The sequence below is a fragment of the Bacillus sp. FSL W8-0183 genome (assembly GCF_038006825.1).
Taxonomy (GTDB): Bacteria; Bacillota; Bacilli; order Bacillales; family Bacillaceae; genus Bacillus; species Bacillus altitudinis.
The window spans coordinates 2492821-2504550 of the sequence record NZ_JBBOVY010000001.1; the positions used below are offsets into that span (position 1 = coordinate 2492821).

Annotated in this window: 14 protein-coding genes; 6 read left to right on the top strand and 8 right to left on the bottom strand. The window is 41.2% G+C overall.

Features of this window, described 5'->3' with window-relative positions; genetic code table 11:
- The first annotated feature begins 73 nt into the window (after positions 1-73).
- Entirely contained in the window at positions 74-376 is a 303-nt protein-coding gene (locus NSQ64_RS13270) for a hypothetical protein (protein ID WP_024718827.1), read from the top strand.
- A 106-nt stretch (positions 377-482) separates the two neighbouring features.
- Positions 483-1598, top strand: a complete 1116-nt coding sequence (gene ispG / locus NSQ64_RS13275; RefSeq protein ID WP_008342357.1) for a flavodoxin-dependent (E)-4-hydroxy-3-methylbut-2-enyl-diphosphate synthase — start codon at positions 483-485, stop codon at positions 1596-1598.
- Positions 1599-1646: 48 nt separating this feature from the next.
- Here ispG and NSQ64_RS13280 read toward each other — a convergent pair whose 3' ends face one another.
- Positions 1647-2009: a DUF308 domain-containing protein gene (locus NSQ64_RS13280; RefSeq protein ID WP_008342359.1), complete on the bottom strand. Its 363-nt coding sequence runs from the start codon at positions 2007-2009 to the stop codon at positions 1647-1649.
- 139 nt (positions 2010-2148) lie between these two features.
- Here NSQ64_RS13280 and NSQ64_RS13285 point away from each other — a divergent pair, with 139 nt between their 5' ends.
- Positions 2149-2727: a 5' nucleotidase, NT5C type gene (locus NSQ64_RS13285; protein WP_008342361.1), complete on the top strand. Its 579-nt coding sequence runs from the start codon at positions 2149-2151 to the stop codon at positions 2725-2727.
- A 227-nt stretch (positions 2728-2954) separates the two neighbouring features.
- On the opposite strand, the gene NSQ64_RS13290 is transcribed toward NSQ64_RS13285, so the two are convergent.
- The 5 genes from NSQ64_RS13290 to NSQ64_RS13310 form a co-directional block, all read right to left on the bottom strand.
- Positions 2955-3872, bottom strand: coding sequence for an ROK family protein (locus NSQ64_RS13290; RefSeq protein ID WP_178896845.1), 918 nt, complete (start codon positions 3870-3872; stop codon positions 2955-2957).
- 140 nt (positions 3873-4012) lie between these two features.
- Entirely contained in the window at positions 4013-4441 is a 429-nt protein-coding gene (locus NSQ64_RS13295; protein ID WP_003217433.1) for a Fur family transcriptional regulator, read from the bottom strand.
- Complete coding sequence (locus NSQ64_RS13300) at positions 4419-5279, bottom strand: metal ABC transporter permease (protein WP_007501274.1); 861 nt, start codon at positions 5277-5279, stop codon at positions 4419-4421. Before NSQ64_RS13300 ends, NSQ64_RS13295 begins: the two co-directional genes overlap by 23 nt.
- Entirely contained in the window at positions 5279-6055 is a 777-nt protein-coding gene (locus NSQ64_RS13305; RefSeq protein WP_008342368.1) for a metal ABC transporter ATP-binding protein, read from the bottom strand. The genes NSQ64_RS13300 and NSQ64_RS13305 overlap by 1 nt, the downstream gene beginning before the upstream one ends.
- Positions 6056-6190: 135 nt before the next feature.
- On the bottom strand, positions 6191-7072 hold the full coding sequence (locus NSQ64_RS13310; RefSeq protein WP_007501276.1) for a YitT family protein: 882 nt from the start codon (positions 7070-7072) through the stop codon (positions 6191-6193).
- Positions 7073-7212: 140 nt separating this feature from the next.
- Here NSQ64_RS13310 and NSQ64_RS13315 point away from each other — a divergent pair, with 140 nt between their 5' ends.
- Entirely contained in the window at positions 7213-7467 is a 255-nt protein-coding gene (locus tag NSQ64_RS13315) for a DUF2624 domain-containing protein (RefSeq protein ID WP_008342377.1), read from the top strand.
- Positions 7468-7516: 49 nt separating this feature from the next.
- Here the strand turns inward: NSQ64_RS13315 and NSQ64_RS13320 are convergent, their stop codons facing one another.
- A complete protein-coding gene (locus NSQ64_RS13320; RefSeq protein ID WP_017358005.1) occupies positions 7517-8410 on the bottom strand; it encodes a deoxyribonuclease IV in 894 nt (297 codons plus the stop codon).
- Between the two features lie 9 nt (positions 8411-8419).
- A complete protein-coding gene (locus tag NSQ64_RS13325) occupies positions 8420-9739 on the bottom strand; it encodes a DEAD/DEAH box helicase (protein WP_024718822.1) in 1320 nt (439 codons plus the stop codon).
- A gap of 155 nt (positions 9740-9894) precedes the next feature.
- On the opposite strand from NSQ64_RS13325, the gene vrrA reads away from it, so the two are divergent.
- The gene (gene vrrA, locus NSQ64_RS13330; protein ID WP_341016893.1) at positions 9895-10611 is read left to right on the top strand and encodes a VrrA/YqfQ family protein; all 717 of its coding nucleotides are present in this window, start codon (positions 9895-9897) and stop codon (positions 10609-10611) included.
- A 156-nt stretch (positions 10612-10767) separates the two neighbouring features.
- The gene (locus NSQ64_RS13335; protein WP_007501283.1) at positions 10768-11712 is read left to right on the top strand and encodes a 4-hydroxy-3-methylbut-2-enyl diphosphate reductase; all 945 of its coding nucleotides are present in this window, start codon (positions 10768-10770) and stop codon (positions 11710-11712) included.
- The last annotated feature ends 18 nt before the right edge of the window (positions 11713-11730 follow it).

Genomic DNA, 11730 nt, shown 5'->3' on the forward strand with positions numbered 1-11730 from the left:
TTTCACTCTTTTTTGTTCTATCAACTCAGGGACATGCATAATCTGAAGTAAACTCTTAAAAGCGGTGAGTAAAATGCGGCGAATTATTTTTTTACTAGTCAGTTTGTTTGTCCTCTTTATTATCTTTTTTGATTTAAAAAATGGAACGATCCCCGTTCAGGATGGCCCTGCTGTTCCCGCCAGCGCCTTTCAAACAGCTGAAAAACAGGCATATAAAACTGTCACTGTTAAACAAGGTCAAACCGTCGTCTCTATCGTACATACAAGTAAGCCATTAGATGAAGTGATCGAAGACTTTGAAGCACTGAATCAAGGCGTCAAAGCGAACGAAATTCGGGCAGGCAGCACATACAAGTTTCCAGTCTATAAGAGATAAAACGTTAATTCCTTGTCATTCATACGAAGAGACTGTTACAATATGAGATGTAAAACACGTCGTACACTGCAAACGAATTGCATGTACACTAAGGAGCGATTGACAAGTGAGTGAAGTCACACATCGTACAAAAACGCGTCCCGTCAAAGTGGGACCTTTAACTATAGGTGGAAACAATGAAGTCGTCATTCAAAGTATGGCGACAACCAAAACACATGATGTCGAAGCGACAGTAGCCGAAATTAAACGTTTAGAAGAAGCTGGCTGTCAAATCGTGCGTGTCGCATGCCCAGATGAGCGTGCAGCAAATGCGATTGCGGACATTAAAAAACAAATCAACATTCCCCTTGTTGTCGACATTCATTTTGACTACAAGCTTGCACTGAAAGCGATTGAAGCAGGTGCAGACAAAATTCGTATCAACCCAGGAAACATCGGAAGAAGAGAAAAAGTCGAAGCTGTTGTGAAAGCGGCAAAAGAAAAAGGCATTCCAATTCGTATTGGGGTAAACGCCGGTTCGCTCGAGAAAAAGATTCTTGATAAATACGGCTATCCAACCGCAGATGGTATGGTTGAAAGTGCACTGCATCACATTAAAATTTTAGAAGACCTAGACTTTCATGACATCATTGTGAGTATGAAAGCATCTGATGTAAACCTTGCGATTGAGGCATACGAAAAAGCAGCAAAAGCCTTTGATTATCCTCTTCATCTTGGGATTACAGAATCAGGTACGTTATTTGCTGGTACGGTCAAAAGTGCAGCTGGTCTTGGCGCAATCTTGAATATGGGGATTGGTAACACACTCCGTATTTCATTAAGTGCTGACCCGGTCGAAGAGGTCAAAGTGGCACGTGAATTATTAAAATCATTTGGCCTTGCATCTAATGCAGCAACACTCATCTCATGTCCAACTTGTGGACGAATTGAAATTGACCTCATTAGCATTGCAAATGAAGTCGAAGAATATATTTCTAAAATTAAAGCACCGATCAAAGTAGCTGTTCTCGGATGTGCTGTAAACGGTCCGGGTGAAGCGCGTGAAGCTGATATCGGCATCGCTGGCGCTAGAGGTGAAGGCCTCTTATTCCGCAAAGGTGAAATCGTTCGGAAAGTGCCAGAAGAAACAATGGTCGAAGAACTGAAAAAAGAAATCGATAAAATCGCTGAAGAACATTATGCAAAAATGGAAGCTGAAAAAGCAAAACAAGCCAACGCATAACAAAGAACGCCTGACATCACTGTCAGGCGTTTTTCTGTTCCTGTCCTGTTAAAAGAACGGGGTGATAAAGATGCCGAGGATGACGGAAACGATTCCGATCCCGATTGACCACGCGCCAAGCGCATGTGCTCCTTTTCTTCTTGCAATATAACCAACGACGATTGCCGCTACGCCTAATAGCACCGGCAAGACAAATAATGAGATAATCGCAATCGCGAGTGCTGTATAGCCTATCCCCTTACTGCCTGAATCGTCACCTACATGGTCACGTTCTCTTCTGTCTTCACGATCTCTTGATGCTTGATATGGCTCTGCTATTTCAGCAGCTGTTTCCTCTAAATAGCCATCATCATTACTAAAGTGTGTGTCGATTTCACGATCATTTCTTCTGAAATCTTCGTCTCTTTCCATGATCAATTCCCCCTTTTGGTTAATAGAAAGGAGCTTTTTTAGTATGAGCAAAAATGTCTGTTTCATGTTTGCTAAAACTTGCTGGAATTGTGAATTGATTATGTTACACTTTAAGAGGATAAATATGAGGAGTGTGGGCATGTTACGTTTAGGAATTGATATCGATGGCACAGTCACGGCGCAGGACACCTTTGTCCCCTACTTAAATGAGTCGTTTCAATGTGACATCACACTAGATGATATGACGGAATATGATTTGACGAAGCTTTTAAAGATTTCAAATGAAGAATTTTGGGGCTGGATGAATGAGTATGAGCCTCTTATTTATAAACAGGCAAAGCCTGCCGAGGGTGCAAAAGAAATCCTCAATCAAATGAAACATCATCATCAATTGATTTATATCACAGCCAGAAGGCAGCATCACTCAGACATCACCTACAAATGGTTTGAGGAGAATCATGTCCATTATGACGATATCGAGCTTGTTGGCGGACATCATAAGGTGGAAGCTGTTCAAAAACATAAGATCGATGTGTTTTTTGAAGATCACCATGGCAATGCCACAATGATTGCAAAAGAAGCTGACATTCCAGTGATTCTGTTTAACTCACCGTATAATCAAATGCCAATTGATGAACGGATCATTCGCGTTAATAACTGGCAAGAAGCATCCCAATGGATCAAACAGTATGAAAAGCGTCTGCAAACTGCTTACTAAAACAGATCAAAAGCCGATACGTTTTTAATGTATCGGCTTCAGATTGTTGACAAAGGGCTAAAATGAAATTTATTTTAGCCCTTTGTCTTCGTTTCAGCGTGATAGAAAACCTTTGCAGCCCTAGGAAGGACGAGTACTGGCGCGGAGCGAATTTGACATTCGTGAGCACCAGCACGCAGGTCTGATAAAGAATGCGACGGTTTGTCTACACGCTGAAGCCGATCCGTTTAATGTATCGACTTTTTGATTGTACGATGATGTCCTTCTTTTATTAAAAAATGATAAAGTGCACCCATCATGCCTGCCTGATTGAAGTAATAGCACGTTTCCAGTGTCACCTGTATGTTTTTCCATGCATGCAAAGTATGTAAATGTTTCTCAATGTTTGGAATCAAATCGGGCCTTGCACTCACGCCCCCGCCAATGAGGATTTTCTCTGGATTGAGAACTGTTGCCACATTGTAAATACCAATTGCGATTCGTTTGTACCACTGATCGATCATCTTCTCAATGGCCGGATCTTGCTTGGCTTTTTCAAAGATTTCTTGACCGTCGATTTGCTGACTTTGTGGAATGCCCTGCTGCTCTTTGTAGCTTCGTATCAATCCAGCTGTCGAAGCACTGCTGTTGAGTGTGGTAAACTGACCATTTTCTGTTTCTGTCAGCATCATACCAAATTCACCGCCGCGAAAAGAGGCACCGCGAACAAGCTCGCCACCAGCAAAAATACCGCCGCCGACACCAGTCCCAAGCGTCATACATATAAAGCTGTCACACTCTTTCGCATGACCACTAAATTTTTCAGCCAGAGCTGCACAGTTCGCATCATTTTCTACTTCTACACGAAGTGATGTTTTTTCTTCCAAAAGCGTTTTGACATTTTGGCCATTTAAAGCAATAATCGCTCCTGCAAATTCCGTATAACCCGTTTGACTGTCAACAAAACCCGGAAGACTCATCGCAATCCCTTTGATATCCCAAGTCCTTTGATACTCTTTCACCACGTTCTCCATGTCCTCTAAAAACGGCTCAAGCTGTCGGCAGTTTGTTTCGTAGTCGCCGCTCGTGATCAGCTCACCATTTCGATCCATGACCCCATGCTTTGTTTTTGTTCCGCCTACATCGAAAACAACATAATGTGCCACCTTTGACCACTCCCCTATTTCAAAAGACTCAAATATGTTTCAATAGATGATCTGTTGTTCTCATTTTAATGAAACAGCTACCCTTTGTAAAACGTTTTCAATATGACAAAACAAAAAGCCAGCCCATCGGCTGGCTTCTTTCATGAATGAACTTCTTTCGGTTCGCAAGAAGGACACGTTCCGTAAATTTCAAATTTATGTCCGCTAATGTGATAATCCTCTAGATCAGCATCAAGCTTGTCCATAGGGCAAGCGTCGATTTCCTTTGTTTTACCACACGTCAAACAAATAAAGTGATGATGATGGTGGGAAAACGAACATTTAAAACGGAACAGTTTCTCCCCTGATAATTCCGTTGTCTCTAATATCCCAAGATCTTCATATAAAGACAGGTTTCGATAAATCGTATCAAAACTAAGCCCTGGGTAATCTTCACTTAATGCTGTTAATACATTTTTAGCGGTCAAGTATTTATCAGAATCAGAAAACAATTGAAGCATATCTTCACGTTTGCTTGTATATTTATAGCCTTTTTCCTTTAATAAATCAAGCGCTTCTTGTACGTTCATGATGATTCCCCCTTCTGAATTTCCCAATACTAATACATCCGATTAAAATCAAGATAGACAGCATCACAATGGTTCCACCCGGCGCTAAATCAAGATAATAACTTAAAATCAAGCCGACCATGACAGACAATTCCCCAAATAAGATGGAAAGGAAAATCGCCTGTTTAAACCCTTTGGCAATCCGAATACTTGCCGCAACAGGCAGTGTCATGAGTGCGGACACTAGGAGTGTACCGACAATACGCATCGATGCTGCGATGACAAGTGCAACGACTAAAATAAAAATAAAATGAATCCACTTAGCTGAAATACCAGAAGCCTTTGCATGTTCTTCATCAAAAGAAAGCAAAAACAATTCTTTATATAAGAGCACAACCACTAATACAACGACAAGTGAGATCCCAACAATAATCCAAAGATCAAGCCTTGAAACCGCACTGACACTTCCGAACAAATAACTGAACAAATCTGTATTAAAACCATTTGCAAGTGAAATGAAAATAACAGAGATCCCAATACCACCTGATAAAATAATGGGAATCGCCAGCTCCTGATAATGTTTATACACAGAGCGCAGACGTTCGATAAACAATGAGCCAGCCACAGAAAAAGCCATTCCTAAGTAAAGCGGGCTAACCCCTGTCAAAAGTCCAAACTTTTTATCAAGGAATAAACTCGCCGCTATCCCAGCAAGTGACACATGACTAAGTGCATCTGCGATGAGAGAGAGCCTTCTCACGACAATAAATACACCAAGTAAGGGCGCAATAAAGCCGATCAGCATACCTGCGATAAACGCATTTTGTAAAAATTCATAATGAAAAAATGGAAATAGCATTATTCATGTCCCCCATGATGGTGATGATCGTGATGAATCACTTGAATGTCATGCCCGTAAAACTGAGAAAGCGCCTGATCATCCATCGAATCAAACGTTTCCGCATCTCCATGAAAATGAAGTGTCTGATTTAAACAAGCCACATGCGTGACTTTGTCAGAAACGGTTCCTACATCATGTGTAACGAGAATTAAAGACATTCCTTTTTCTTTGTTCAATGTTTCTAACAGCTGATAAAAGCCCTCTACTGTTCTTTGGTCTACACCCACAGTCGGTTCATCTAAAATAAGCAGCTTCGGCTGACTGACGAGTGCACGGGCAATAAATGTACGCTGCTGCTGACCGCCTGAAAGCTCACCAATGTTTTGATGTTTTAAGTCTTGTATACCAACTGAGCGGATCGCCTCATCTACTTGAAGCTTATCCTGCTTACTCATGCGTTTGAATAAACCAATCTTCGCCGTTAAACCACTTGCCACGACCTCGTATACAGAAGCAGGAAACCCTGTATTAAAGCTATTCGCCTTTTGAGAAACAAATCCAATTTGATCCCAGTCTTTAAATTTTTGAGCAGGTGTGCCAAACAGCTTTAATTCTCCCTGCTGGGGTTTAATCAAGCCAAGCAGGCATTTTAATAAGGTTGTTTTACCAGATCCATTCGGTCCAACAAGTGCTAGAAAGTTTCCTTCCTCTACTGTTAAATGAATGTGATCAATGACATTTCGCTGTCCATATGAATACGAAATGTCCTTCATTTCAATAATTGGCTTTGCCATAAATCTTCCACCTTTAATCCAATATAAAAAGAATGATTACGATTTATACAACAAAAAGAAAATGGCAAAAGCCATTTTCTTTGTCCATACATACATTTCATTATATAAAAGAAAGATAAAAAAGTAAAATAAAAGCTAATGAATGGCTGTTTTGAATTTACCGCCTTTTGTTTCATGCGTATCCATAATCGTAATAAAGGCTTGACCATCAATTTCAAACACGATAGATTTCAGCTTCGTAATTTCAAGTCTTGTCACGACGGCGTAAATGACATCTTTTTCTTCATCGGTATAACCGCCTTTTCCTCTAAGCTTGGTGGTTCCCCTGCCGAGACGATGAAGGATCGCATCTGAAATTTCATCATAATAATCCGAAACGATAATGACCGCTTTTGTTTCATCAAGCCCTTGAATAACAGCATCAATTGTTTTCATTGCCAAATAATATGTCATGACAGAATACATAGCTTGCTCCGGTCCGAAGACAAAGCCCGCCCAAATAAAAATGAACACATTGACGATCATGACAAACTCACCGACGGAGAAAGGAATTTTTTTCGTGAGAAGAATTCCTAAGATTTCCGTTCCGTCCATTGAGCCTCCATTCCGTATCACAAGCCCAACGCCAAACCCGAGTAACAGCCCTCCAAATACAGTAGCTAAAATCGGCTGCGTCGTAAATGCTTCTACATGATGGAGTGAAGATTCAATCACGGCCAAGCTGACAATCCCAATCACAGTGGAAATCAAGAAGGTTTTCCCAATATGTTTGTATCCTGATATCATAAATGGAATATTTAAAATGACAACAATCGTCGCAAAATTAATGAATGGGTTATCCGTAAAAAGATAATCCAAAATAAGCGAAATACCGATGATGCCTCCATCAATAATATTGTTTGGCACTAAAAATAATTCAATGCTGACTGCTGCACATGCAGCTCCTACTAGAATCAGAAAAATTCTCAAAATAAAATGAGGCACTGATTCCTTTTTATGCTGTTTACTATTTGCCATACGTTCTCCCTTCTACACATGTTTAGTTTTCAATGAACATTTTATTCACTTTACTATTTTATCATTTCACAGAGTAAAATAAAATTTTTTGCACATTTTCCGTTTTCGCCCATACATTGATACAGAGGGGAGGAATGGAATTGATTTTAATTCAAAAAATTGTGTTGCAGCGTCTGAATCAGATCACAGCAAATGACTTGTTAAGGTATGCAAAACAGTATGGGGTCAGCTTAACATCCAATCAGGCTGCAGAGGTCGCCAAACTTATGAATGGGAAAAACGTCAATATTTTTAACGATGCAGAGCGCAACCGGCTGCTTAAGCAAGTGGAAGCGATTACGTCTAAACAGACAGCACAGACCGTCAATGATCTGTTTAATCAATTCACAAATTAGGCAAAAAAGGGCCGCATTTAGCGGCACCTCATCACATTGCATGCACTTTTTATTGACCCGTAATCTTATCTAGTAAACCTTCATCAAATTGCTTTTCTTTCAGCATCGCAATTTCGAATTTATAAGGTGGTTTCTTGTTCTTTTTATCTTCACCTACATAAGGCGTTTCTAGAATCTTCGGCACATCTTGAAGCTGTGGATGATGAACGATATAGCTCAGGGCATCAAAACCAATTTCTCCAAAACCGATATTTTCATGTCGGTCTTTTCTTGCGCCTTGTACATTTTTACTATCATTAATATGAAGAACTTTGATTCGGTCGATCCCGACAATTCGATCAAATTCTTCTAAAACTCCATCAAAATCACTCACAATGGGATAACCTGCATCGTGCGTGTGACACGTATCAAAGCAAACAGAAAGTGCTTCGTTATGTGTCACACCGTCAATAATTTGGGCAAGCTCTTCAAAGCTTCTTCCGCACTCTGATCCTTTTCCTGCCATTGTTTCCAGCGCAATTTGAACCTCCTGCCCCTTCACAATGACTTCATTGAGACCTTCAATGATTTTTTGAATTCCAGCATCTGCACCTGCTCCGACATGCGCACCTGGATGAAGAACAATTTGTCTTGCACCTAGCGCTTCTGTACGCTCTATCTCAGAGCGAAGGAAGTCCACTCCAAGCTCAAATGTCGCTGGATTCACTGTGTTCCCAATATTGATAATATACGGTGCATGAACGACGATATCTGTCATACCATGCTCTTTCATATGCGCTTGTCCAGCTTCAATATTGAGATCTTCAATTTTTTTACGGCGCGTATTTTGCGGTGCACCTGTATAAATCATAAAAGTATTTGAACCATAAGAGGCAGCTTCCTCACTCGCTGCAAGTAGCATATGTTTTCCGCTCATGGATACATGTGATCCAATCTTCAACAATGTGTCCCCCTACTTTCCGTTACGCTTTGACTTTCTACGTTCTTGTCTTTTGATCTTATCCATCTCACGTGTCATTTTCTTTTTATATCCAGGTTTGACGGCTTTCGGTTTTCTGACAAGACGTTTTGCTTTTTCTTCAATTTCATTTGGTGCTTTTTTACGTCTTTGACGCTTCAAACGATCATCTGCATCTCGCCATTCGCCATGAACAATCGTTTTGTTTTCAAACACAACACCCATTTTTTCAATTTGAACGAGTGCATCCTCATCAGCAAGATCATAAATGGTCATCGCAATGCCAGATGAACCAGCGCGAGCCGTTCTTCCCACACGGTGAACATAAAAATCAAGATCGGATGGGAGCTCATAGTTAATCACGTGGCTGACGCCCTTAATATCAATCCCGCGGGCAGCAAGATCAGATGCCACAATATAGGTGAACTCCAAATCTTCAATTTGTTTCATCACTTTTTTACGTTCACGAGGCGTTAAACCACCATGAAGTACCCCAATTTTCATTCCTTTTTCCTGTAGGAATGAGGCAATTTCATCAACAGTTGATTTCGTATTGGCAAAGATGATCCCTAAATAAGGCTGTACATTCGTCACCATTTCATGAAGTAATTTTAATTTATCACGCTGTTTAGATGGAACTAAAATATGCTGAATGTTTTCAGCCGTAATGCGTTTCGGTTCAACATGTGCATATTTCGGATTATCCATATATTTTTTGAGGAAAGGTTTTAATTTTTCTGGAATAGTTGCTGAGAACACGAGCATTTGCAACTGTTCTGGCATTTGTGAACCAATACGATCCACATCTTCTAAAAAGCCCATATCCAGCATCAGGTCGGCTTCATCAATGACAAGAGATGTTGCTTTGTACACATTCAGCGCTTGCTCATGAATAAGATCAGCAATACGTCCAGGAGTGCCGACCACTAAGTGCGGCTGATTCTTTAGCTTTTGAATGGATTTCTGCTTGTCCGTTCCGCCAATGTAAAGCTTTGCCTTGATTTCTTCTTCTGGAGGCGTATTTTTTAAGATCGTTTGTGCTTCTTTAAAAATTTGATTCGCTAATTCTCGTGTTGGTGCAGTAATGACCACTTGTACTTGCTCTTTGCTTGGATCAATTGAATGAATAAGCGGCAATAAATACGCATGGGTTTTCCCTGTCCCTGTTTGAGACTGTCCAATCACGCTTTCACCTTTTAAAACCGCAGGTATGATTCTTTTTTGAATATCAGTCGGCTCATAAAAGCCCAGTTCATGAATAGCATCTATAATAAAAGACTTTAATTCATATGTCGTAAATTTCGTTTCTTTCATGTTTTCACTCCTTAAGGCAATGCCTTTTTGCTCATCTCCTCATTATAGCTGATTTTCCGCAAAAAAACCATGTCCGCTTTTCTCACAGGAAACCAAATGATACTTCCCTGCATAACCTATGAAGAGAAAGAGAATGCAGTAAGGGAGGTACAAGTATGTTAGGGCAAAGGCCTATGGGCGATTTTCAGCCGCATCGCCCCTCACGCCGGCACCTTGGAAATGGCGGACAGCCCGGAATTTTTCAACGGAGACAGCAGGCTCCGATCGAACAGCCTTTTCAAGGGCAAGGCAACCAATTTCAACAAATGATGCCTCGCTCTCCGTCTGTACAAGGCGGCGGTCTACGCGGGATGGGTGGTGGCATTCCTGGAGGCGAAAGCCGTGCACTAGGCGGCGGAGCCGGAATTAAGGGCATGCTGGCAAAATTTCTTCCTGGAGCTGGAGGAGCAGGGATATCTGGAGCTGGAGGTGGTGCGGGATTACAAGGAATCCAGAGCTTCGCAAACCCTGCGAACCTTTCAAGCATGTTAGGAAATGTTCAAAAAGTACTCGGAATGGCGCAGCAATTCACGCCTATGATTCAGCAATACGGTCCTTTAGTCAGAAATTTGCCTGCCATGATTAAACTCTATAGCCAGCTTGGCAGTGCGGATGACGATGAAACAAATACGAATGATGCAGACGAAGAACCAAAAGAAATCACTGCAGAAACAGACGTTCCGCACGAATCAGTTGATGATGAAATAGAAGAAGGAAAAGAAGAAGAACCAGAGGACATCCTTGTCAAAAAAACCACTGTACACACATCAGCTGCTCCTGAAGCAAAATCGAAAAAAAGATCGGGTAGTTCCATTCCGAAACTATATGTCTAGTGATCTTTTAAAGGCAAAGTGTTTCCCATGTATAACAATCTTTGATATATGCGCTTACTTTGGCTATAATGAAGGAAGAGAATGATCAAAAGCCGTTTTTCACGGCTTTTTATATTGTTCTTCTCTAGCAGCACTTCCCTACAGGAGGACGAATAAATGAATGTAATTAAAATTTCGCCGCGTGGCTATTGCTATGGCGTTGTAGATGCAATGGTCATTGCTAAAAATGCCGCACTTGATAAAAACTTGCCACGCCCAATTTATATATTAGGTATGATTGTGCACAACAAACATGTCACAGATGCCTTCGAAGAAGATGGAATTTACACACTGGACGGACCAAACCGTCTGGATATTTTAAAACAGGTTGAAAGTGGCACAGTGATTTTCACCGCTCACGGCGTATCTCCTGAAGTCCGTCAAATTGCAGAAGAAAAAGGCCTTGTCGCCATTGATGCGACCTGTCCAGATGTCACGAAAACACATGAACTCATTTCAGAAAAAACAGCTGATGGATATGACATTATTTATATCGGGAAAAAGGGTCACCCTGAGCCAGAAGGAGCCGTCGGTGTTGCACCTGACAAAGTCCACCTTGTCGAAACAGAAGCTGATATTAAAGCGCTCGATTTAACGTCAGATAAACTGCTCATCACCAATCAGACGACAATGTCTCAGTGGGATGTTCATGATCTGATGGAGCTCATTAAAGAAAAATATCCTCACGTCGAGTACCATCAAGAAATCTGCCTTGCGACACAGGTACGTCAGGAAGCTGTGTCACAGCAAGCAGGCCAAGCCGATCTGACCATTGTGGTCGGCGATCCAAAAAGCAATAACTCAAATCGTCTGGCGCAAGTGTCAATGGAGATTGCAGGAACGCAGGCTTACCGAATTGGTGATCTCAGTGAGTTAAAGCTTGAATGGCTCCAAGGGGTAAAAACCGTTGCCGTTACTGCAGGTGCTTCCACACCAACACCTATTACAAAAGAAGTCATTCGTTTCTTAGAAAACTACGAACCTGATGATGAATCGACATGGAAAATTGAACGGACGGTTCCTCTTTCTAAGATATTACCTCGTGTGAAAACAAAGAAATAAAAAAACGTCAGAGCTGCT